Source organism: Halomonas sp. BL6 (genome assembly GCF_006228115.1).
Classification (GTDB): domain Bacteria; phylum Pseudomonadota; class Gammaproteobacteria; order Pseudomonadales; family Halomonadaceae; genus Vreelandella; species Vreelandella piezotolerans.
In genome coordinates this window covers 112,205-134,755 of the sequence record NZ_VDGL01000003.1, presented here as the reverse complement: position 1 = coordinate 134,755, position 22,551 = coordinate 112,205, and the positions used below count along the sequence as shown (strand labels likewise).

At 59.5% G+C, this 22,551-nt stretch carries 21 protein-coding genes; 5 read left to right on the top strand and 16 right to left on the bottom strand.

Annotated elements, in window-relative coordinates; translation table 11 throughout:
* Nucleotide 1: 1 nt before the first annotated feature.
* The 3 genes from FHJ80_RS07370 to FHJ80_RS07360 form a co-directional block, all read right to left on the bottom strand.
* Entirely contained in the window at nt 2-664 is a 663-nt protein-coding gene (locus FHJ80_RS07370) for a response regulator transcription factor (protein WP_016916171.1), read from the bottom strand.
* A gap of 268 nt (nt 665-932) precedes the next feature.
* Entirely contained in the window at nt 933-2,882 is a 1,950-nt protein-coding gene (gene acs, locus FHJ80_RS07365) for an acetate--CoA ligase (RefSeq protein WP_139526375.1), read from the bottom strand.
* Nucleotides 2,883-3,052: 170 nt separating this feature from the next.
* Nucleotides 3,053-3,601: a SprT-like domain-containing protein gene (locus tag FHJ80_RS07360; RefSeq protein ID WP_139526374.1), complete on the bottom strand. Its 549-nt coding sequence runs from the start codon at nt 3,599-3,601 to the stop codon at nt 3,053-3,055.
* Nucleotides 3,602-3,688: 87 nt separating this feature from the next.
* On the opposite strand from FHJ80_RS07360, the gene FHJ80_RS07355 reads away from it, so the two are divergent.
* On the top strand, nt 3,689-4,369 hold the full coding sequence (locus FHJ80_RS07355) for a YecA family protein (RefSeq protein ID WP_139526373.1): 681 nt from the start codon (nt 3,689-3,691) through the stop codon (nt 4,367-4,369).
* 5 nt (nt 4,370-4,374) lie between these two features.
* Here the strand turns inward: FHJ80_RS07355 and FHJ80_RS07350 are convergent, their stop codons facing one another.
* From FHJ80_RS07350 to ampD, 7 genes are all read right to left on the bottom strand, one after another.
* Nucleotides 4,375-5,496 (bottom strand): phosphatidylserine/phosphatidylglycerophosphate/cardiolipin synthase family protein, encoded by a 1,122-nt coding sequence (locus FHJ80_RS07350; protein WP_139526372.1) that lies wholly within the window; start codon nt 5,494-5,496, stop codon nt 4,375-4,377.
* Between the two features lie 37 nt (nt 5,497-5,533).
* Complete coding sequence (locus tag FHJ80_RS07345) at nt 5,534-6,244, bottom strand: class I SAM-dependent methyltransferase (protein ID WP_139526371.1); 711 nt, start codon at nt 6,242-6,244, stop codon at nt 5,534-5,536.
* Nucleotides 6,241-6,942, bottom strand: coding sequence for a tRNA (adenosine(37)-N6)-threonylcarbamoyltransferase complex dimerization subunit type 1 TsaB (tsaB, locus tag FHJ80_RS07340; RefSeq protein ID WP_139526370.1), 702 nt, complete (start codon nt 6,940-6,942; stop codon nt 6,241-6,243). The genes FHJ80_RS07345 and tsaB overlap by 4 nt, the downstream gene beginning before the upstream one ends.
* 112 nt (nt 6,943-7,054) lie before the next feature.
* Nucleotides 7,055-7,708, bottom strand: coding sequence for an adenylate kinase (adk, locus tag FHJ80_RS07335; RefSeq protein ID WP_139526369.1), 654 nt, complete (start codon nt 7,706-7,708; stop codon nt 7,055-7,057).
* Nucleotides 7,709-7,970: 262 nt separating this feature from the next.
* Complete coding sequence (gene aceF, locus FHJ80_RS07330) at nt 7,971-9,986, bottom strand: pyruvate dehydrogenase complex dihydrolipoyllysine-residue acetyltransferase (RefSeq protein ID WP_139526368.1); 2,016 nt, start codon at nt 9,984-9,986, stop codon at nt 7,971-7,973.
* 58 nt (nt 9,987-10,044) lie between these two features.
* Entirely contained in the window at nt 10,045-12,717 is a 2,673-nt protein-coding gene (gene aceE / locus FHJ80_RS07325; protein WP_139526367.1) for a pyruvate dehydrogenase (acetyl-transferring), homodimeric type, read from the bottom strand.
* A 410-nt stretch (nt 12,718-13,127) separates the two neighbouring features.
* On the bottom strand, nt 13,128-13,703 hold the full coding sequence (ampD, locus tag FHJ80_RS07320) for a 1,6-anhydro-N-acetylmuramyl-L-alanine amidase AmpD (RefSeq protein WP_139526366.1): 576 nt from the start codon (nt 13,701-13,703) through the stop codon (nt 13,128-13,130).
* An 82-nt stretch (nt 13,704-13,785) separates the two neighbouring features.
* On the opposite strand from ampD, the gene nadC reads away from it, so the two are divergent.
* A complete protein-coding gene (gene nadC, locus FHJ80_RS07315) occupies nt 13,786-14,640 on the top strand; it encodes a carboxylating nicotinate-nucleotide diphosphorylase (RefSeq protein ID WP_139526365.1) in 855 nt (284 codons plus the stop codon).
* Between the two features lie 4 nt (nt 14,641-14,644).
* On the opposite strand, the gene FHJ80_RS07310 is transcribed toward nadC, so the two are convergent.
* Nucleotides 14,645-15,175 carry a GNAT family N-acetyltransferase gene (locus FHJ80_RS07310; RefSeq protein WP_139526364.1) on the bottom strand — a complete coding sequence of 177 codons (531 nt, stop codon included), beginning with the start codon at nt 15,173-15,175 and terminating at the stop codon, nt 14,645-14,647.
* A gap of 139 nt (nt 15,176-15,314) precedes the next feature.
* Here FHJ80_RS07310 and tsaA point away from each other — a divergent pair, with 139 nt between their 5' ends.
* Entirely contained in the window at nt 15,315-16,085 is a 771-nt protein-coding gene (gene tsaA / locus FHJ80_RS07305) for a tRNA (N6-threonylcarbamoyladenosine(37)-N6)-methyltransferase TrmO (protein WP_139526363.1), read from the top strand.
* Here tsaA and purC read toward each other — a convergent pair.
* From purC to dapA, 3 genes are all read right to left on the bottom strand, one after another.
* Nucleotides 16,062-16,778 (bottom strand): phosphoribosylaminoimidazolesuccinocarboxamide synthase, encoded by a 717-nt coding sequence (gene purC, locus FHJ80_RS07300; RefSeq protein WP_139526362.1) that lies wholly within the window; start codon nt 16,776-16,778, stop codon nt 16,062-16,064. The two genes, tsaA and purC, sit on opposite strands and share 24 nt — an antisense overlap.
* A gap of 32 nt (nt 16,779-16,810) precedes the next feature.
* The gene (gene bamC, locus FHJ80_RS07295) at nt 16,811-17,791 is read right to left on the bottom strand and encodes an outer membrane protein assembly factor BamC (RefSeq protein ID WP_139526361.1); all 981 of its coding nucleotides are present in this window, start codon (nt 17,789-17,791) and stop codon (nt 16,811-16,813) included.
* 81 nt (nt 17,792-17,872) lie between these two features.
* The gene (gene dapA, locus FHJ80_RS07290) at nt 17,873-18,757 is read right to left on the bottom strand and encodes a 4-hydroxy-tetrahydrodipicolinate synthase (protein WP_139526360.1); all 885 of its coding nucleotides are present in this window, start codon (nt 18,755-18,757) and stop codon (nt 17,873-17,875) included.
* A gap of 247 nt (nt 18,758-19,004) precedes the next feature.
* Here dapA and FHJ80_RS07285 point away from each other — a divergent pair, with 247 nt between their 5' ends.
* The gene (locus FHJ80_RS07285; protein WP_139526359.1) at nt 19,005-19,478 is read left to right on the top strand and encodes a peroxiredoxin; all 474 of its coding nucleotides are present in this window, start codon (nt 19,005-19,007) and stop codon (nt 19,476-19,478) included.
* A gap of 40 nt (nt 19,479-19,518) precedes the next feature.
* Here the strand turns inward: FHJ80_RS07285 and FHJ80_RS07280 are convergent, their stop codons facing one another.
* Nucleotides 19,519-20,622: an AI-2E family transporter gene (locus FHJ80_RS07280; RefSeq protein ID WP_139526358.1), complete on the bottom strand. Its 1,104-nt coding sequence runs from the start codon at nt 20,620-20,622 to the stop codon at nt 19,519-19,521.
* The gene (locus FHJ80_RS07275; protein WP_139526357.1) at nt 20,619-20,897 is read right to left on the bottom strand and encodes a sulfurtransferase TusA family protein; all 279 of its coding nucleotides are present in this window, start codon (nt 20,895-20,897) and stop codon (nt 20,619-20,621) included. The genes FHJ80_RS07280 and FHJ80_RS07275 overlap by 4 nt, the downstream gene beginning before the upstream one ends.
* A 182-nt stretch (nt 20,898-21,079) precedes the next feature.
* Here FHJ80_RS07275 and FHJ80_RS07270 point away from each other — a divergent pair, with 182 nt between their 5' ends.
* Nucleotides 21,080-22,540 (top strand): M48 family metalloprotease, encoded by a 1,461-nt coding sequence (locus tag FHJ80_RS07270; protein ID WP_139526356.1) that lies wholly within the window; start codon nt 21,080-21,082, stop codon nt 22,538-22,540.
* Nucleotides 22,541-22,551 lie beyond the last annotated feature (11 nt).

The following is a 22,551-nucleotide window of genomic DNA, read 5'->3' as shown; positions in this document are numbered from 1 at the left end:
GTTACGACTCGACTTTTGGCGGCTCCACTTCCAGTTTCTGTGCCGCGATCACCGCTTGGGTGCGTGAATGGACACCCAGCTTGCGCAAAATAGCCGTCACGTGGGCTTTGATGGTCGCCTCCGAAACGTTTAGCTCGTAGGCAATCTGCTTGTTCAACAGCCCTTCGGTGAGCATATTGAGCACGCGGAACTGCTGCGGCGTGAGCGAGGCGATCGCCTCGGCAAAGCGCGACTCCTCTTCGCTGGTCTCTTCGAGGACGTTGGCCAGCGCCTCCGGCAGCCACACCTCCCCCTGCAGAATCTCACCCACCGCCTCGGCAATCAGCTGCAGCGATGACGACTTGGGAATGAAGCCAGAAGCACCGTAGTCGATGGCACGACGTACCACGTAGGGTTCATCGCTGCCAGATACTACGGCGACCGGAATATCCGGCATCTGACCGCGCAGTTGAATGAGGCCCGAAAAGCCGTGGGCACCGGGCATGTGCAGATCCAGCAGAATCAAATCTGCATCGGGGTGTCGATTGACGACCTCAGTGGTGGCTTCCATGGTGTCGGCTTCGACAATCTCAGCCTGGGGGGCCAACTGGCGCAACGCCTGGGTGAGTGCTGCACGAAACAGCGGATGGTCGTCAGCGACGATAAACTTATGGGCTACTGCCATGGATATTCCTCCGGTTCCTCGAGCAGCGGGGTTGCCTGCCGCCGCGACGCTAGGCTCATACGGTTGAAGCATGGTACCCCATGGGCTTCATCATGCCCAAGCATCACATGCACAATTTGTCATTGAGACGTCATCCGCACAAAAACAGCAGTGCCGGCCCTGTGGCCGGCACTGCATCGGGTAAGCGCAGTTTGCCTGACAGCAATGCGCCAATGCTTGACGCCCGTCATTGAATACCCCCACTGCCATGGGCAGCGGGGCGAGTCGATTACTGATTGGCCCGATGCTCGATCAAATCGTCGACGACCGACGGATCCGCCAAGGTACTGGTATCGCCCAGACCATCGCACTCGTTGGCAGCAATTTTACGCAAAATACGCCGCATGATTTTACCCGAGCGCGTTTTCGGTAGCCCCGGAGCCCATTGAATCACGTCGGGTGATGCAATCGGCCCGATATCTTTGCGTACCCACTGGGTCAACTCTTTCTTCAGCTCGTCCGTGGGATCGATACCGTCGTTCAGGGTCACGTAGATGTAGATGCCCTGGCCTTTGATATCGTGGGGGAAGCCCACTACCGCCGCTTCGGCCACGGCAGAGTGCGCCACCAGCGACGACTCGATCTCGGCGGTGCCCATGCGGTGGCCGGAGACGTTCAGCACGTCGTCCACCCGGCCGGTGATCCAGTAGTAGCCATCCTCATCACGACGGCAGCCGTCGCCCGTGAAGTACATGCCGTCGTAGGTAGAGAAATAGGTCTGAACGAAGCGCTCATGATCGCCCCAGATAGAGCGCGCTTGCCCCGGCCAGGAGTCCAGAATCACCAAGTTGCCCTCGGTGGCTCCTTCGAGTTGGTGGCCTTCGTTATCGACCAGGGCAGGTTTGACGCCAAAGAAAGGCGTGGTCGCCGAGCCTGGTTTCAGGTCGGTGGCCCCCGGCAGCGGTGCAATCATGATGCCGCCGGTTTCGGTCTGCCACCAGGTATCGACAATCGGACACTTCTCATTGCCGATGACGCGGTAGAACCACTCCCAGGCTTCGGGGTTGATCGGCTCACCTACCGAGCCCAACAGTCGCAGTGAATCGCGTTTGCTAGAGTCCATCACGCCGTCACCGTGAGCCATTAGCGCACGCACGGCGGTGGGCGCCGTATAAAGGATATTGACCTGATGCTTGTCGACGATCTCGCCCATGCGGCCGTGGGTCGGATAGCTCGGTACGCCCTCGAACATCAGCGTCGTGGCGCCGTTTGCCAGCGGACCGTAAACGATATAGCTATGGCCGGTCACCCAACCCACGTCCGCCGTACACCAGTAGATCTCGCCCTCCTGGTAGTCGAAGACGTACTGATGCGTCATGGCCGCGTAAGTCAGGTAACCGCCGGTGGTGTGCTTCAAGCCTTTTGGCGCGCCGGTGGAACCGGAGGTGTAGAGAATGAACAGCGGATCTTCGGCGTTCATCGCCTCGGCCGGGCACTCGGTTGACTGCTTATCGACCAGCTCGTCGAACCAGATATCGCGACCTTCCTGCCAATCGATATCGCCGCCGGTGCGCTTCACCACCAGGACGTTCTTGCATACGTCGGTGCCGTCACGCTTGAGCGCGGAGTCGACGTTCTCTTTGAGCGGTACATGCTTGCCACCACGCACTGACTCATCGGCAGTGATGACCAGCTTGGAGTCCGCACCGATGACCCGCTGGGCCACCGCGTCGGGGGAGAAGCCGCCAAACACCACCGAGTGCACCGCGCCGATACGGGCACAAGCCAGCATGGCCATGGCCGCTTCGGGTATCATCGGCATGTAGAGCGTGACAGTATCGCCTTTCTTTATACCCAGAGATTTCAGGCCGTTGGCTAGCTGGTTCGTTCGCTCGTAGAGCTCACGGTAGCTAATGTGCTTGGATTCATTGGGATTATCGCCTTCCCAAATGATCGCCGTTTGGTCACCGCGCTTCTCCAAGTGACGATCCAGACAATTCGCCGCGACATTCAGCTCGCCATCTTCGAACCAGCGAATGTCGACGTTATCGCGGGCAAACGAGGTGTTCTTGATCTTGCTGGGCGGTTTGATCCAGTCAAGGCGTTTGGCCTGCTCGCCCCAGAAACCTTCCGGGTCGTCCATGGACTGCTGATACATTGCCGCATATTTATCTTTATCGGCCCATGCCTTGGCAGCGATGCTATCGCGCACTGGATAGACGTTGTTATGCTCGCTCATGAAATTGCCTCTGTCCGTGAAGTTGCACTCTCTGGTAAGTGTGGTCGGTTTTGTTATTGGCTGCACCGACGCGCGTAATATTTACCTAGCATAAACCTGTCCCGATCGGCTTCCCTTTAGACATTGGTATTAACAATTTTTATTTAAAAAACAGTAGCTTAAAATAACAATTACGAACTAACGAAAGCACGATAGACCAAGGTCTGATCGCAATGACGGCAGCGGTAGCGACGCCCCTTTGCGACTAAGGCATGACGTCTCGACGTAAAGCGATGCACTCGACAGCCACACTCATAGTGAAAAGGGCGCGGTTGCGAGCGCTGAATATCGAAACGGTGGGTGACCCGAGGCGCGAGCCCAAACAGATCCCGCATGACCGTCTGCCACTCGCGGCCATGCGGTTTAAAGCGAGTCCCCTGGGCCAGATGAAAGACCAGCCAGTGGGCCATCTCATGAGGAATCACCTCGTCGAAAAACGCCTCGCGATTATCGGCCAGCAGCACCGGATTGAAGCGCAATCCGCCCCGACCAAGGTGTGCCTGCCCCGCCGATGCGCCCTTTAGATCAAACCACACCTTGGGCGCGGGCAGCGCGGGATGTACCTCTCGACAGCGTGCCAAAGCTTGCTCGACCCGCTCTTGGACGGCGCGAAGCAGTGCCTGATGAGAAAGCGCCGATAGTTCATCGCGCGGCCAAGGGGGGAGTGGAGACGTCTTCATTAGTGATAAACTAGCCATTAGTGACGTTGATCGATTGTGATGGATCGACAGCGGTTTTCAAACATGACGTTGATAACGAGGCTCCCCATGGCAGAGCGCAATACCATGACCGACGCTAACTCGCCCGACAGTGCCCCGCCTCAGCCGCTGCTTGACGACGAACAGCTCGACAGGCTGGACGATTTTCTCGACTCTGAACAAGTGGGCGAAGATGCCCTCGACCTGATTTCGGCCCATGGCTTTCTGGTCGCCCTGGCGGTCGCGCCTAGCGAGCAGCCCACCGAGCAGTGGCTGGAGGAGCTTTTTCAAGGCGAACCCAACTACCGCGATGCCGCCGAGCGCGATGAGATCGTCCGACTGCTGACACTGCTGCGCGACAATGCCATGGCGGTCCTGGAGCAAGGGGGCCTACCGGAACTGCCCTTCGAACTAACGCTGGATGGTCTGCCCGCAGAAGAGACGCCGATTGGCGACTGGTGTGCAGGCTTCATGGAAGGTGTGTTCAGCGACGAGAGCGCTTGGTTCCAGGAGGATGAAGAGGCTGCCGCCACGCTGCTGCTGCCGTTCATGTCGCTATCGGGGCTCTTCGACGACGAACCCGACATGGCCGAGATGGCCAAAGATCAGGCCAGCCAAGAATCCTTCGTCGCCCAGCTGCCCGAGCTCGTCCTTGACCTCTACCTGCACTACCGGGTACCACCAGAAACGCCCAAACCCAAACCGCGCAAAAAGACGCCCGCCAAAGCGAAGGGCAAAAAGCGCCAGTAGCCGCGTTATTTCAGGCGCATCACCAAACCGTCCACGACACCATACACCCACTCCTTGGCCCGCTGCCCCCAGGGGCGCGCGGCCCAGGCGGCAGCATCCACCTCTTGGCTGGCAGCAAAATTACGTTCGAAAAGCGCCTGCACGTCGCTGGCGAATCCTGGATCGTCTATCTCCTGGTTGGCCTCTAGGTTCCAGTGCAGGTTCCAGTGATCGAAATTACAAGAGCCTAGGCTAACCCACTCGTCGGCCAGGACGAACTTGGCATGTATGAAGGTCGGCTGGAACTCGAAAATGCGCACGCCCGCTTTCAGCAGTGCCTGATAAAAACGCTGGCCCGCATAGCGCACGCCGGGGTGGTCGTGCTTGGCGCCGGGCAGCAGCAAACGTACATCCACGCCTTGTCGAGCGGCGCGGATCAAGCGGCGGCGCAGCGCAAACGTAGGCACGAAGTAGGGCGTGCATAGCCACAGCCGCTGACGCGCACGACTGACCCGGGCATACAGCGAGTGGCGAATTGCTTGGTAGCGATAGCCTCTGGCCGACATTACTCGCCCACGCACGCCATCGGCATGGGACGTCGCGCTGCGCTGAGGCGGGAGCGGAGGGGGCGCTGGATCCCCCGACGCCTGGCGGGTCAGCCGGGAACGCCACAAACGGCGAAACAGTGCCTCCCAGTCTGCAACGGTCGGTCCGTCGATACGTAGCGCGATTTCGTACCACGCCTGCAAAAAATCATCCACCGCGCCAAAACCGCCGGTAAAGGCAAGCTCACCGTCCACCACCACGATCTTACGGTGATCACGGCTGAGATTGCGGGCCAGGGAGTGAAAGCCAATCGGGTTGAACAGCTGCAAGGCTATGCCAGCGCTCTGTAAGCGTTCACGGTCGCGTCGCTCCAGCCCCATCGCACCGTAGCCGTCCAGGAGTAGAAAAACCTGCACGCCGCGCCTAGCGGCGGACACCAGCGCGTCGATGACTTGGGTGGCAAGCTCCCCCGACTCCATCAAGTAGAGTTCCACCAGCACGTAGTGCTGCGCTTGGCTCACCGCGTCGAACATCGCCGGTAAAAAGCGCGACGCTTCCGGCAGCAACGCCACCCGGTTCCCTTCTCGCCACTCGTGCTGCATAGAGACTCCTTCTCTGGCTCCGCTGTGTCATCAACGCTCAGCGACTTAGGGAGCGATGGACATATAGATCGTAACGGCTCGTTTTGCCTTCCAACGTGTGCTGCGGCGCGGGCCCTGCAATAGGCGGCGCTTTACGGGGGCGTTTCACTACCACCCGGTGGGTCGCCACGTCGAGCGCGGCTTCCAACAAGCGAGGAGCATCGTCGTCGTCTCCGGCCAGCTCGCGAAACACGCGCATCTCTTTTTTCACCAGCGCGGACTTGTCGCGATGGGGGAACATGGGATCCAGGTGGACGACTTGGGGCGTAAACTCGGCGTCCGCCACCAGCCTCGCCAACCGCTCGGCGGCATCGCCATGACGCAAGTACATGCGCGCGGCAATCGCGGCGGTGTCCTCTGCGGCCGCCGCACGCGCTAGGCCGTCGCTGAGCAAGGCGGCGATGGCCGCGACCCGCTCGATCATCAGTACCGGCGCCCCGAGGCTGGCCAGTACGAAGGCGTCGCGACCCAGGCCCGCCGTGGCATCGACCACGCTCGGCGTCACGCCTTTGGCTAGCCCGCAGGCCTTTGCCACCAGCTGTCCACGGCCGCCGCCGAACTGACGACGGTGCGCGGCCTTGCCCGAGACGAAGTCGACGCTGAGCGGTTTGCCGTACTCGCGCTCGTCTCCCGCCAGGGCAAGCCGACCCTCCATGTAACCCAGCGTCAGCCCAGGTGGTAGCAAAACCTCCGGTACTGCCTGGCTCATGCCGGTTTCTTCCAAGCCACGTCATTTCGCAGATACACCGGCTGTACCTCATGGGCCGCCTGGCCCAGACCTGCGTCCAAGTCGCGCGCGGCCAGCCACGCCATCTCCTCCGCGCGTGGCTCTAGATCCGTGAGATGTTGCGACAAGCTGGCCTGCACGCCGACGGCAAATTCGTCCCACAGATTAAAGCCCGAGCCCACGCCCACCCAATCGGTTTCACCGGCTGGCAAACGGAATGCACCGGGCGGGATGACGACCTCGTCACTCTGTAAGCTTAGGGTATCGTTCAGGCAGTGCCAGGTAGCGGCATACACTTCGCCCATGCGCGCATCCAGCGCGGTGACCACATGGCGAAAGTGATAACGCCGATGCGCCTGAAGCGCGAGCGCTTCCAGGGTCGACACGCCGAGCAATGGGCAGTCCAAGCCAAACGCCAATCCTTGCGCGGCACCGGCCGCAATGCGCAGGCCGGTGAACGAGCCGGGGCCGCGCCCAAAGGCGACGGCATTCAACGCTTGTGGGGCAATGCCCGCATCGGCAAGCAGCTCATCCACCATTGGCATCAAGCGCTTGGTGTGCGCGCGTGGCGTCATCTCGAAGCGTGCCAGGCAGTCACGTTGGCCGCCTGTTTGGCGGAGTAGTGCCGCAGAGCAGGCGCTGGAGGAGGCATCCAGTGCCAGAAGGTATAACGACGACATAGCGGTATTGCACTCCGTAAAAATAGGCCTCTAGTATACCGCCGCACGCCTGAAACGACGATGGCCCGCAGGAAACCTGCGGGCCATCGAGGCACGTAACACTGAGGCGCGCTTAGCTGAGCGCTTCTTTCACCTGACGAGTGATGTCTGCCACACTGCCTACGCCTTCGACGCGGTGATACTGCGGTGCAGTCGCCGGATCCTCTTTCGCCCACTGCTGGTAGTAGTCCACCAGCGGAGCGGTTTGGTCGTGGTAGACCGACAGGCGATTACGCACCGTGGACTCCTGATCGTCTTCACGCTGGATCAGCGATTCGCCGGTTACGTCGTCTTTACCCGCTTCTTTGGGCGGATTGTGCTCGATGTGATACACACGACCAGAGGCCGGATGCACGCGGCGACCCGCCAAGCGACTGACGATCTCTTCGTCCGGCACGGCGATTTCCAGCACGTGGTCCAGTTTGACGCCGCCCTCTTTCATGGCGTCTGCTTGGGGGATGGTCCGCGGGAAGCCGTCGAACAAGAACCCATTCTCACAGTCCGGCTGGCTGATGCGCTCCTTGACCAGGTCGATGATGATGTCGTCCGACACCAGTCCCCCGCTGTTCATAATCTCTTTGACCTTCAGGCCCAGCTCGGTGCCGTCTTTGATGGCGGTGCGCAGCATATCCCCGGTGGAAATTTGGGGAATCTTGAACTGCTCACAGATGAATTGAGCTTGAGTCCCCTTCCCCGCGCCGGGGGCACCCAACAGGATTAAACGCATGGCACTGCTCCTTGAATGATCGTCTTGAATGATAGTGATCGTTGAAATCAATGAATCGACAATAACCGTGCCGTTCAGGCGACACAACTCCCCAAAAGCCTGAGAGCACGATTATTTTGTGTTTTTTTGAGTAAAAACAGCAAAGTGGCCAGCGTTAGTACTTTGGTCACCCTGTTTTAATCAAACTATCGTTTAAGTGGCCTAGCTATAAACACAAGCGGCGCCCCTCAGGGCGCCGCTTGTGGCTTGCTCGGTCGACCGCTTACAGCAGTAAGCGACGGATATCGGTGAGCACGTCCGCCAGGAAGGCGGTGAAGCGCGCTGCATCTGCCCCGTTGATCGCGCGGTGATCGTAGGAGAGCGATAGCGGCATCATCAAGCGCGGTTGGAAGGCGTTGCCATCCCAAACCGGCTTCATCTGCGCTTTCGACACACCCAAGATCGCGACCTCGGGGGCGTTGACGATCGGTGTGAAGGCCGTGCCGCCAATCGAGCCCAGGCTCGAAATGGTGAAGCAGCCACCGGTCATCTCTTCCCGCTTGAGCTTCTTGCTCTGCGCTTTCTTGCCTAGCTCCGCCATCTCCTTGGCAATCTCGATCAAGGATTTCTTATCGGCGTCGCGCAGCACGGGCACCATCAGGCCGTCCGGTGTATCCACCGCGATGCCGATATGGACGTACTTCTTCCACACCAGCGTATCGCCGTCGCCTTTCAAGCTGACGTTGAACTGCGGGAACTTACGCAGTGCAAAGGCACACGCCTTGACCAGGAAGGGTAGCGGCGTGAGCTTGGCCCCCTGGGCTTCGGCCTCGGCCTTCATGGCCTTGCGGAAGTCCTCGAGCTCGGTGATGTCGGCTTCGTCGAACTGGGTCACGTGGGGCACGTTGAGCCAGCTACGATGCAGGTTCGTCGCGCCCATCTTGAGCAGGCGACCCATCGGCTTCTCTTCCACTTCACCAAACTGGCTGAAGTCGACGTCCGGCACGGCGGGAATGCCTGCTCCACCGCTGGCCGCAGGAGCGGCGGCCTGGGCTTTACCCTGATTGGCCATCGCCTGTTTGACGTAGGCCTGCACGTCCTCTTTCAGCACGCGGTCTTTCGGGCCGCTGGGCTTCACGAGGCCCAGATCGACGCCTAGCTCACGGGCCAGCATACGCACGGCGGGGCCTGCATGCACCAGCTTGCCGTCGCGAGGCTTGTGAGACGCCATTTGCGCTTCGGGACTTGGGGAACCCGCCGGAGACGCCTGCTTGGCGCTGGGCGCGCTCTGCGGCTTGCTATCCGACTTTTCAGGAGCCGCTTTTTTGGGTGCGGCTTTCTTGGCACCCGCGACTTCCATATAGCCGATCACGTCACCTTCAGAAACCGTATCACCCTCTTTGACGGTGAGCTCCAGAATCTTGCCCTTGAAGGGGCTCGGCACGTCCATGGAGGCTTTATCGGACTCCAGGGTGATCAGCGGATCTTCGACGTCGACCTCGTCACCGGCGGCAACACCAATCTCGATGATCGGCACGTCGGAAGAGCCCGACAGATCCGGCACGCGAATCTCTTTGCGTTCGGGCTCGCCGCTGCCGCTATCGTCGTCAGCCGCGTCGTCTTCGGCGTCGGCAGATTGGTTAGCGGAGGCGGGCGCGTCAGCCTGCTCAGGCGCGTCCGCGTCGTCGGTATCGTCACCTTCGTCCGCGATCTCCATCTGGCCAATCACGTCACCTTCAGAAACGGTATCGCCCTCTTTCACCGTTAGCGACACGATCTTACCGCTGTGCGGGCTAGGCACGTCCATGGAGGCCTTGTCAGACTCCAGGGTGATCAGCGGGTCTTCGGCGTTGACGTCATCGCCTTCGCTCACGGCGACTTCGATGATTTCGACGTTATCGGAGCCGCCAAGGTCAGGCACCTTGATGTCGACGGTCTGCTTGCCACCGCTGGCTTTCTTCGGCGCCGGAGCGGCGTCTTCTTGCTGTTTGGCGGGCGCTTCGTCTGACGACGACGCTTCGTCGGCTTCCGCTTCTGGCTCGGCATCGCTCTCACCGCCACCTTCCACTTCCAGCTCGACGATATCGTCGCCTTCCGAGACTTTATCGCCCTCTTTGACCAACACTTTGATCACCTTGCCGCCTTTCGGGGCCGGTACGTCCATGCTGGCTTTGTCGGATTCCAGAGTGATCAGGGTGTCTTCCGCTTCGATGACGTCGCCTTCTGACACCGCAATCTCGATGATTTCGACATCGGTATCCCCACCGATGTCGGGAACTTTGATGATTTCGCTACTCAAGGTCGCGCTCCTTCCAAATCGGATCGAGCCGGCGGACATCTGTCCGCCGGGCAGCGGTTTAGCTGGTCAGCGGGTTCGGCTTGTTGGCATCGATGCCATACTTCTTCAGCGCTTCGCCAACCTGCTTGCGATCAAGCTCACCACGGTCGGCCAGCGCACGCAGCGCAGCAACGGTGACGAAGTAGCGGTCTACTTCGAAGAAGTAACGCAGCTTCTCGCGGGTATCGGAACGACCAAAGCCGTCGGTACCCAACACGGTGTAATCACCGGGCACCCAAGCACGTACTTGATCCGCGTAGAGCTTCATGTAGTCGGTAGACGCAATCACCGGACCATCACGACCTTCCAGGCACTTGGTAACGTGGGGCTTGTTGGCCTCGGCATCCGGGTTGAGGAACGCTTCACGCTCCAGCAGCAGCGCTTCACGACGCAATTCGTTGAAGCTGGTCACGCTCCAGATGTCGGCACCGATGCCCCAGTCGTTGGCCAGCAGTTCGGCGGCGGCTTCCACTTCGCGCAAAATGGTGCCCGAGCCCATCAGCTGAACGCGACCTTTGTCACCCTTCGTCTCTTTGAGCAGGTACATGCCCTTGACGATATCGTCAGCCGGTACGTCCTCTAGTTCGGGGTGCTCGTAGTTCTCGTTCATCACGGTCAGGTAGTAGAAGCAGTTCTCTTGATCGGTGAACATGCGCTTCAAACCATCCTGAACGATGACCGCCACCTCGTGACCGTAGGTCGGGTCGTAGCTGCGGCAGTTAGGGATGGTGGACGCCTGAATCAGGCTGTGGCCATCCTGGTGCTGCAGGCCTTCACCGTTGAGCGTGGTACGCCCAGCGGTACCGCCGACCATGAAGCCACGCGCCTGCAAGTCGCCTGCGGCCCAGGCCAAGTCGCCAATACGCTGGAAGCCGAACATCGAGTAGTAGATGTAGAACGGCAGCAGCGTGACGTTGTTGTTGCTGTAGGAGGTCGCAGCGGCAATCCACGCTGACATCGCGCCTGCTTCGGAAATCCCCTCTTCGAGAACCTGACCTTTCTGGTCCTCGCGGTAGTACATGATCTGGCCCTTATCGACCGGCTCGTACTTCTGACCTTCAGAGGTGTAGATACCGAGCTGGCGGAACATACCTTCCATACCGAAGGTACGCGCTTCGTCCGGAATGATCGGCACGACCTGTTTGCCCAGTTTCTTGTCTTTCACCAGACCGTTCAGAATACGCACGAACGCCATGGTGGTAGACACTTCGCGCCCTTTGGAGCCGCCCATTTGCGAGGCAAAGGTCTTGTCTTCCAGGGTCGGAATGTCCAGCGGCTCGAACGTGCTGCGGCGACTCGGCAGATAGCCGTTAAGACGCTCGCGCTGCAAGTGCATGTACTTGAGTTCGGGAGAGTCCTCTTCCGGCTTGTAGTACGGCACGTCCTTGAGCTGCTCGTCGGTGAGCGGAATACCGAAACGGTCGCGGAATTTCTTCAGCGCTTCGTACTCCATGCTCTTGACCTGGTGCGCTTCGTTGGCCGCTTCGCCATCGCCGCTGCCCATGCCGTACCCTTTGATGGTGTGCGCCAGGATGACGGTGGGCTTGCCATTGGAGGTATTGACCGCTTCGTGATAGGCCGCGTAGACCTTGAACGGGTCGTGACCGCCACGGTTGAGCTTCCAGATATCTTCGTCGGAGAGGTCTTTGACCATTTCTTCGGTTTCCGGGTACTTACCGAAGAAGTGCTCACGGGTATAAGCACCGCCGTTCGCCTTGTAGTTCTGGTACTCGCCGTCGACCGCCTCGTCCATGCGTTTTTGAAGGATGCCTTTCTTATCCTTCTCGAACAGCGGATCCCAGTGACGACCCCAAACGACCTTGATCACGTTCCAACCGGCACCGCGGAAGACGCCTTCGAACTCGTCCATGACGCGGGAGTTACCGCGTACCGGGCCGTCCAAGCGCTGCAGGTTACAGTTGATGACGAAGATCAGGTTATCGAGGTTCTCACGGCCCGCCAACGAGATCGCGCCCAGGGATTCCGGCTCGTCACACTCGCCGTCGCCCATGAAGCACCAGATCTTGCGGTCGTGCATGTCTTTCAGCTCACGGTGATGCAGATACTTCATCACGTGGGCTTGATAGATGGCCTGAATCGGGCCCAGACCCATAGACACCGTGGGGAACTGCCAGTAATCCGGCATTAGCCACGGGTGCGGGTAAGAAGAGAGGCCGTCGCCGTCGACTTCGCGACGGAACTTGTCCATTTGCTCTTCGGTCAGGCGACCTTCCAGGAACGAACGCGCGTAGATACCCGGCGCTACGTGACCCTGAATGTAAATCAAGTCGCCTTCGAAATCGCCTTTAGGGGCACGGAAGAAGTGGTTGAACCCCACATCATATAGCGTGGCAGACGACATGAAGCTTGCAATGTGACCACCCAAGCCCGGGTTGGCCCGGTTGTTACGAATGACCTGTGCAATGGCGTTGTAACGGATCAAAGAGCGAATACGGCGCTCCATGAACAGATCGCCAGGCATGGGCGCTTCGCGGTGAACCGGAATCGTATTACGGTGGGGGGTTGTCACCGAGAAGGGCACCTTCATCCCGTCCCGGCGCAGGCGATCCGCCAGGCGGGTCATCAGGTAGCGGGCACGATCTTCGCCCTCACGATCCAGTACCGATTCCAGGGATTCCAGCCACTCCGTGGTTTCGACCGGATCGAGATCTTCTCTTGTCTCCAGACTCATAGAGGTCTCTCCGAATGACGATAAATGACAATGAGCCCCGCCAACCCTTCGGGCCTGGGGCGGCTGCGGTGTTGGGCCACCACAGGCCATGCAATGGCACGACGCGTTTGCATCGTACGGGGGTTTTCGTTCTACATTCAACGAGCTACGCTCGCCTTGATGTAGTAAAGCTACACGTATAGAGTGAAAGTTAGCCTTTTGTATATGCGAAGATACCGCAAAGTCGCCACGCTGCCAATTCCAGTGAAACGTAAAAGGCTATCCAAAACAAACTATTGCACTGCAACATAAGCGCTTTATAAGACCTTTGTCGCTACGACTAACACCCCCAAAATGTAGTTAAACTACCGTTTTATTACCTGCCTCAAGAATCACTTAACATGGCTTTTTAACCAACGGGCTTACTCTAATTAAAAGGTAGCAAGTGTCAGCTGTTGGCGAAAATACGCCCAGTCGAAAGCGGGCCCTGGGTCGGTCTTACGCAGCGGCGCCACCTTGGCGTGGCTGGTGATACGCTGCGGCGTCACATTGGGGTAGCGGGCCATCAGCCACCCCACCGCTTCCACCAGCGCTGCATACTGCGCCCGGGTAAACGGGGTGACGTCATCGCCTTCGAGCTCGATGCCCACCGAGAAATCATTGAGCCTGGATCGCCATTCGCTCAGCGCTGGGTCCCACCACAACGAGCGTCCTGCGTGCCAGGCGCGACGGTCGGTATCGACGAACTGGACGCACGCGCCGTCGCGGCGAATCAAAAGATGTGCCGACACCCGCAAATGGGCGATCTCGGCAAAAAAAGGGTGCTCGCCTGGATGGAGCCGATTGGTGAACAGCGCCTCGATGGCATCGCCTGAAAACTGCCCAGGCGGCAGGCTAATGGCGTGCAAAAGCAGCAGCGAGACCTCGTTTTGAGGGCGTGCGTCCTGGTTAGGCGATGGCAGCTGCCGCGCCTTGGCCCACTCCCCCGGCCGGTTTTCTTGGTTCATGCGCGCACGCACTCCTCTACGTTGGCGTTCCCTTTCACTATAATGCCCGTCATCGAAGACGACGCCCAGAGACCTCACCGCTATGGATTATCAAACTGCTCTTGCTGAAGAGATTCGCGCTTGTGCCGCCCGCCTGCTAGCAGAAGACGTAGGAGCGGGCGATATCACGGCTCAGCTGATTCCTGAGAACCAGTGGGCCACCGCCAAGGTGGTGACCCGGGAGCCCGCCGTGCTCTGCGGTGTTGCCTGGGTCGACGAGATTTTTCGCCGATTGGATGCCCGCGTCACGCTGCGTTGGCAAGCCGCCGACGGTGACCGTTTGGCGGCCGACGAGTGCTTTCTCGAATTAGAAGGTCCGGCGCGTAGCTTGCTCACTGGCGAACGCGCCGCGCTCAACGTGCTGCAAACGCTGTCGGCGACCGCGAGTGCGACGCGACGCTATGTCGACTTGCTCGAAGGCACCGGCGTACGCTTGTTGGATACTCGGAAAACCCTTCCCGGCCTGCGACTGGCTCAAAAATACGCGGTCACCTGTGGAGGCGGCCACAATCACCGCATCGGCCTATGGGACGCTTTCTTGATCAAGGAGAACCACATTGCCGCCTGCGGTGGCATTCAGGCGGCCGTAGCGCAAGCCCGCAAAGTGGCCAGCGACCTGCCCGTAGAGGTAGAAGTCGAAACCTTTGAGGAGCTCGACCAAGCGCTAGCGGCCGGGGCGGATATCGTCATGCTGGACAACTTCGCCATCGAAGATCTCCACGTGGCCGTCGAAATCAACGGCGGGCGAGCTACCCTAGAAGCCTCTGGCAACGTAAAGGATGCCACACTAAGGGCGATTGCCGACACAGGGGTCGACTGCATCTCCAGCGGCGCACTGACGAAAGACGTCACCTCCATCGACCTGTCGATGCGGATCACCCAAACCTTCAACGTTTAGCGCGCTACGTTTCTATTGCGCTGAGCCGCTTCACTAATCGGTAACGACGCAGCATTTCACCACTGCGTTCGACCCACTGCTCGCCGAGGTTGTCGAAGCCTCGACGCAGCAGGCGCTCATAGAGGACCAGGCTCGCCTCGATCTCTATGCTAGACACGCCGTTCTCAAGCAGAATGCGCTCGGCGTGGATCAGTAGCGTGGTACCGATCCCTCGCCCCGCCAGCGATGGCCAGACGTAGAGCGTTTCGATACGACCTGCGCTAATGTTGAGTTCCAGGAAACCAACACAACGGCCATCGCAAGCCGCCACCAGCGTGGTATAGAGCGCTTGGCGCGCCGCCCAAGCGCTCGCCTCGCGAGGTAGCGCGTTGGCCCAGGCGCGGCGCTCATCCAACCCGTAGTGAGTGGCCGCCCCCTGCATGACCGCATGATAGAAGACTTCCGCCTGGTCAGCGGCATCTTTGGCTAGCGCCGCGCGGTAGGTCACACGGGCCGTCGGCGCAGCAGAGGGTGCGCGTTCGTTCGTTTTCAACATGCTTCGCCTCAATGCGATTTAGCGGCTGGTAACGATAGCGGACTGTCGGTCACCAGCGAGCTATTTTATACTCGTTGCCACGTTACGAAAGTACCACCTCGTCGACCCCGTCGGTGTCGGTCAACCACAAGGCAGTGCTATGCATGATCGCTCGGACAGCGCGTCGTTTACACTGACGCCCATTGGCCATATCGTCAGCGACTATCCGGATAAGTTCGGCGTCCCCCGCCAGCCTGGGCTCGCGCCAGCGGCCAACGCGCGTTTGCTACTGACTGCACCGTTCGATGATCCTCTCACCGTACGAGGCTTGGAAGCGTTTAGCCACCTGTGGGTGACGTTTATCTTTCATCACAGCCCGACCCGCTGGACGCCCTTGGTGCGCCCACCCAGGCTGGGCGGCAACCGCAAAGTCGGCGTCTTTGCTAGCCGCAGCACTCACCGTCCCAATCGACTTGGGCTGTCATTGATCGAGCTGTCGCACATCGACACTCGGCAAGGCGTGAGCCTGCACCTCGCCGGGTGTGACTTGATTAGCGGTACGCCCGTGGTCGATATCAAGCCCTATCTGCCGTGGGCCGAAGCCAAGCCTGAAGCACGGGGCGGGTTTGCTCCCCATGCACCGACACTGCTGCCCGTGCACTTTAGCCAGGCCGCCCAAGCAAGCCTTGCCGCTCGTGCCGATGGGGCGTCACTCCATGCGCTGATCGAGCAAGTATTGGGCCAAGACCCCCGCCCTGCCTACCAGAAAGACCTCCAGAGCGAGCGCATATACGGCGTACGGCTGCGGGATGTGGACGTCAAATTTCAGGCGACTAATGCCGCCTCTGGAAACGACGCCACCACCTTCAAGGTGGTGGCAATCGATCCGCTGACTGACGAAACGGTCCTAGGCGGGAAAGGTAATGCCTAGACGACGACCCACCTCTTCGTAGGCCTCGATCACACCACCTAAGCCCTGACGGAAGCGGTCTTTATCCAGCTTCTCGCGGGTGTTGGCATCCCACAGGCGGCAACCGTCCGGTGAGAACTCATCGCCCAGTACCACCTCGCCGTTGAATACGCCGAACTCCAATTTGTAATCCACCAGCAGCATGTCGCCTTCGGCAAATAGCTGCTTGAGAATGTGGTTCACTTTGAATGTCAATGCCTTCATTTTGGCAAGCTGCTCGGGCGTTGCCCATCCAAACGTTTCTGCCAGCGACTCGTTGATCATCGGATCGCCCTTCTCGTCGTTCTTCAAGAACAACTCGAAAGTCGGCGGATTAAGGGCGATCCCCTCTTCCACTCCCAAACGCTTCACCAAACCGCCCGCTGCAATGTTGCGCACCACGCACTCGACCGGAATCATCTGCATTCTCTTGACCAAGCTCTCGTTATCGGAAAGCTGTTTCTCGAAATGCGTGGGGATACCCCCCTCTTCCAAGCGCTCCATGATGAAGGCGTTGAAGATGTTGTTCACCATCCCCTTGCGGGCGAGCGCCTCTTTCTTCTTACCATCGAAAGCGCTGGTGTCATCACGAAAGTGCAGTACCAGAAGGTCAGGATCGTCAGTGGTGTAGACGGATTTTGCCTTGCCGGCATAGAGTTCTTGGCGCTTTTCCATGGAGGCTCCGTGAGAAAGTGAGAATCAAAAGGTTAACGTAAGTAGCCGGAGACACGCTCAAGCAACTCGCGCTGATCATCAGCACTAAAATTACGCTCGCTGGCGTTGATGGCACGCAGTACGGTTTGGTCGCCGTTGGGCTCGAGCGCCAAACGAATCTGCTGGGACATCCGGCGTACGTCTGGGCTAAAGACGATCTGCAACGGGTTACGTCCACGCTCGGTTTCGGTCATGTACTCCACCAAGAACTCGTAGTCATCAGCGGAGGTCGCGAGCAGGTCGCGCTGACCCTCTTGGGTGAAATCGAGCGACAAATAGTGGTTCAGCTCGGCCCATACACGGTCGATGGGCTGCGGAATGACGACTTCCCACTCCTCACCTTGCTGACGTAGCTGAAGCGTTTGCTCATTGGCCAAACGCTGGGCAGTCCACGAAGAGGAGCTGGCAGTGGCACTGCGTGCGCCCAAATACTGTTCTAGGGCAGCAAGACAGCTCTCGACGCTTTGGCCGTTCTGGTCGCAGCGTACTTCGCTGCTACCGGCACGCAGAGCGCTTTGCAGCCTTAGCGTCGCTTGTGGGGTTACGATGACGCCTTGATTGGCACTGCTGTCTTGAACGGGAAGCTGGCGGCTGCGCACGAAGGCTTCCAGCTGTGGCCACACGCTGCCAGGGTCTGCCGCCACGACCAGCCAGCTTTGATCGCCGACTTGGCGACGCTCGACGTAGTCGGGCTCCAATCCGCTGCCAATGGCCAGTGACTGCGGCGGCTGAATCTCGGCCGGCTCATCGAGCCGCGTGCCCTGCATGGCCACCTGGGGGACCGGCATTGCGTCGCGGTAACGCTGGGTGTCGCGGGTGTCAGGCAGCACGAGAGGCGGCGCAGGAGCCGCTTCGGTGTAGTCCAAGTTGCGGTCGTGGTAGTAACCATCGCGCGCGCAACCTGCCAGTGTGACAGCGGCTGCGAGTGCCAGCGGTATCCATTTAAGCGCACGTTGTTCAAGCACAGAGCTCATCAAGCCACCTTAACAGTCAACAGATCGGTTACCCGGCAGGCACTGCCTTCACCGGGTAGCAAAAGGGTTTCGAGCGCCGGACTACTCCTCTACGACGCCCGCCAGCTGTAGCGCTTCGCTGACCGTGCCGTGGTACTTCTCCGACAGCCAGGTCAGCGGCAGGCGAATACCGGCGTCCATATAGCCCATGCGGTGCAACGCCCACTTGACGGGAATGGGGTTGGATTCGATGCCCAGATTGGTATGTAGCGGCATCAGGCGCGTATTGATTTGGTGCGCCTTGTCAGCGTCACCGGCCACAGCGGCCACGCAAAGATCGTGCATCGCTTTTGGGGCCACGTTCGCGGTGACGGAGATGTCACCGTGGCCGCCCATCAGCATGAAATCACAGGCCGTGGCGTCGTCACCGGAGTAGAGCATGAAGTCGCTGCCTTTCAGGCGTGAGATTAGATCCTCAGCACGCTCAAGGTTCCCGGTCGCGTCTTTCAGGCCGATAATGTTGTTCACCTCGGCCAAGCGCACCACGGTCTCGTTATAAAGGTCGGAACAGGTGCGGCCCGGTACGTTATACAAAATCACCGGCAGCTTGCTGCCTTCTGCCACCGCCTTGAAGTGCTGATACAAGCCTTCCTGGGTAGGCTTGTTGTAGTAAGGGCAGACCGACAGGCAGTAATCCGCACCCACTTCACTGGCGTAACGCGCCAATTCGACGGCTTCCGAGGTCGCGTTCGCCCCGGTACCGGCAATCACCGGAATGCGACCGTTCACCTCTTCCACTACGCTGCGGATCACATCGAAGTGTTCGGCAAATGACATGGTGGTGGGCTCACCCGTGGTGCCCGCAGCGACGATGGCATCGGTACCATTGTCGAGGTGGAAGTTCACCAGACGACGAAGCGCCTCCCAGTCGATGTCGCCATTGACCTTCATCGGCGTCGCCAGGGCGACAATGCTGCCTGTGATCATCCGTATTTTCCTCACCTGCAAAAAGTTGAAACCAAGCTGCCACGTGGGATGCAATGACGTACATTGCGACAAGACGCAGCGTTGATGCCTTGAAGGAGCGCCGTCACCCCCGCCCACAAACAGCAAATGGTACTCAGGCGATTCGAGCCTGTACAGCGTAAAGCGCTGTGAGTTTATCGAACGCTTTGACAGTTGCGCGGCGCTTGCGTGTAATTCTCTATGAAAGTCACCCTTGAAAGGAGCCTTTATGACCATTGAACTTGGCCAGCCCGTCCCCGACTTTTCCGCCCCCGCCACCGGCGACACCACCATTACGCTGTCCGAACTGCGCGGTAAGCAAGTGGTGGTGTATTTTTATCCAAAAGCCAGCACGCCAGGCTGCACCACCGAAGGCGGCGACTTTCGCGACCGCAAAGCCGCCTTCGATGCGGCCAACACCGTGATCATTGGCGTGTCACGCGACGGACTGCGTGCCCAGGAGAATTTCAAAGCCAAACAGGATTTCAATTTCGAGCTGATATCAGATAAAGACGAAACCGTTTGTCGGCTATTCGATGTCATCAAACTCAAGAAGATGTACGGCAAAGAGCACTTGGGCATCGAGCGCAGCACCTTCTTGATCGACCAGGATGGCAAACTGGCCCAGGAGTGGCGCGGCGTCAAAGTGCCCGGCCATGCAGAGGAGGTGCTGAACGCAGCGCAGGCGCTTCACAACCAGTAATCACGGCGCTCAACGCGGTGCCCCTCGGGGGGCACCGCGCTTAGGGCGACTCCTGCTCCAACTGAGGTGGCTGCACTGCCTGTCGGCTTTCGAGCCCCCGTGGCCAGGCGTATACCAACGCCTTGAGCAGCGTGGCCAGCGGGATAGCGAAGAACACCCCCCAAAACCCCCAAATACCGCCAAAGAACAGTACGGCGACGATAATCGAGACCGGGTGAATGTTGTTGGTCTCCGAGAACAGCACAGGGGCCAGCACGTTACCATCCAGCGCCTGCAATATCCCGTAAGCCACCAGCACGTACACGAACTGCTCGCTAATGCCAAAATGAAACCCGGCCACCGCTGCCACGGGGAGCGTGGCCACCGCCGCACCAATGTAAGGCACCAGGACGGAAAAACCGACCAGCACCGCCAGCAGCGCCGTGTAGGGCAGCCCGAAAAAGGCGAAGGTGATGTACGCCACCGTACCGACGATGACGATTTCGATGGATTTTCCGCGAATATAATTAGCGATCTGACGATCCATTTCGTGCCAAATGCGGGTCAACAGCGTCCGCTTTTGCGGCAGCAGCGAGAGCGTAAAACCCACCAGCGCCTCACGATCTTTCAACATGAAAAAGACCAAAATGGGGACTAACACCAAATAAATGATCAGTGACATGATGTTGCCCAGCGACGTCAATGAAAGCGTTAGGGCACGCTGGCCAAGCTGACTGATCTCCCGCCCGGCCACGCCGATCCAGCTCTGTATCTGATCGGGCGTTACGATATTGGGAAAGCGCTCCTGCAACTGATCCAGCCACCCTTGACCACTAGCAAACATCCGCGGTGTCTCTTGGACGAGTCCCACCAGCTGATTCCAAATCAGCGGCATCAAAATGAAGGCAAGCGCCAGCAGGACGCTAACGAATGCCACAAACACCAAAATGACGGCCAGCAAGTGCGGCACTCGCCGCCTCGTCAGGGCGCTGACCACGCCTTGCAGCAGAAACGCCAACACCAGAGCGGTGAAAAAAGGCGCGAGCATACGCCCGAACCAGATGATCGCGGCAAAACCGCCCACCAAAACGAGCAGCAGAATCAACGCCTCTTCGTCTGAAAAATAGCGCTCGACCCAGCTTTTCAGAATGCTGCGCATGGTCATGAGCGAGCGTTCCCTGCTTTACGAATCCAAAACACATACACATCGCCGCGCTGCGTCCGCGCTTCCATGACATGCTCGCTTAGCTCGGTAAAGGCCGCCATATCGCGCCAAGACCCGGCATCGGTGGCGCTTACTTCCAGCAGCTGACCGGGAGCCAAGCCAGCCAGTGCCTGCTTGGCTTTCAGTAGCGGTAGCGGGCAGTGCAATCCAGTGGCGTCCAATAATTGGTCAGGCTGAACCCCTTCGGCCAACCCAGACGCTATTTGCTCAGACATACTTCTCCCCAAAGGCAGCTTTTATGGTGCTCGATCGTTCGATGGCTACATAAGCGTCGCATTGTTGCATAAACTGTTTTTTTGCGATGCCCATCGTGACGATGATTTAACGGCACTTCCTGGCCCGAATCAATGTCACACCGCTGTTCGCCGCGCCCACTACTTGAACGAATGGGGACGTCATGCTGCTTTTTAGACCCACCAACGCCCGCTGGGCCTGTGCGCTAGCACTGTCGCTTGGCACCCTGTGCGCGAGCTTGCCCAGCCACGGGTATGATGACTATCGGCTGCCCACGCTAGGGGGTGCATCGGCCTCCGCGAGCAACGAAGAGTTTCGTTTAGGTCGCGCGTGGCTACGCCAGTTTCGCGCTCAGGCACCGCAATGGCAGGATCCCATCGTCAGCGACTACCTGGAAAGCCTAGTCGCACGCTTGGCCCCCTACAGTCAGTTGGGCAGCCTGCAAACCACCACGGTGATGGTCGATAACCGATCGCTCAATGCCTTTGCCGTTCCCGGCGGAGTCGTCGGCATCAACTCTGGCCTGTTTGCCTTCGCCGAGGATGAAGGGTCGTTCGTTTCGGTGATTGCCCATGAGCTTGGCCACCTTTCCCAACGACACTACGCGCGCGGTAGCGCCCGCGCGGAGCAAACCCAACTGCCCGCCATGGCGGCCATGCTCGCTGGGATGCTGATTGCCGCCAGCGGCGGCGGCGACGCGGGCATTGCCACCGCCATGGGATCTCAAGCGGCGCTGATTCAAGACCAGCTTGCCTACTCAAGGCGCTTCGAACAGGAGGCCGACCGTATCGGCCTGCAGGCCATGGCCGACGCCGGTTACGATCCAGAGGCCATGGTGCGCATGTTCGATACCATGCAGCGGCTGTCACGCCTTCAAGGTGGTACACCGCCTGAGTTCTTGCTGACTCACCCGGTCTCGGACAGCCGCCTGAGCGACGCCCAAGCGCGAGCCTCTCAACTTAGCGTCGCCAGTCGTTACACCAGTGATACGCTGTACGACATGATGCGCGCACGAGCGCTGCTGAGCATTTATCGCAACACCCCCCAGCAGGCGGCCTCGCGGCTGGCACAAGAAGGTGCCGAGGCACCTGCACTACGCTACATCGACGCGCTGATCGCAGCGCAAAACGGCCAAACCGACCGCGCGCTGCAAACCCTCGACCAGCTAGCCAACGAACTGCCTGATTACGGCATGCTGCCCGCCACGGCGGCGCAGGTAGCTCTGGAAGCACAGCGCTACGACGGCGCCATCGACCGCAGCCAGCGGCTGCTGCGGCTGATGCCCCACTATCTGCCTGCTCAACTCACCCTGGCGGAAGCACAGTTACAGCGTGATCCTAACGCCGCCTACGATTTGCTCCGGGAGATCACTACGCAGCACCCGGAGAATCCTCAGGGCTTCAACCTGCTTGCGGAGGCTGCTGGGCGCAGCGGCTTTAACGGTTGGGGGCACTTGGCGCGCGCCGAACACCTCCAGCTCACCGGTCGCATAGACCGCGCCATCCGCCAGCTGGGTATTGCCAAAGACGCTGCCCAGCAGGAGAACGACGCCCAAGCGCTCGCGCGCATCGAGCAGCGCCGAGAAGCGTTTCTTGAGTATCGGGAGGCGCTGGAGAAGTTTTAATACCTATCAAG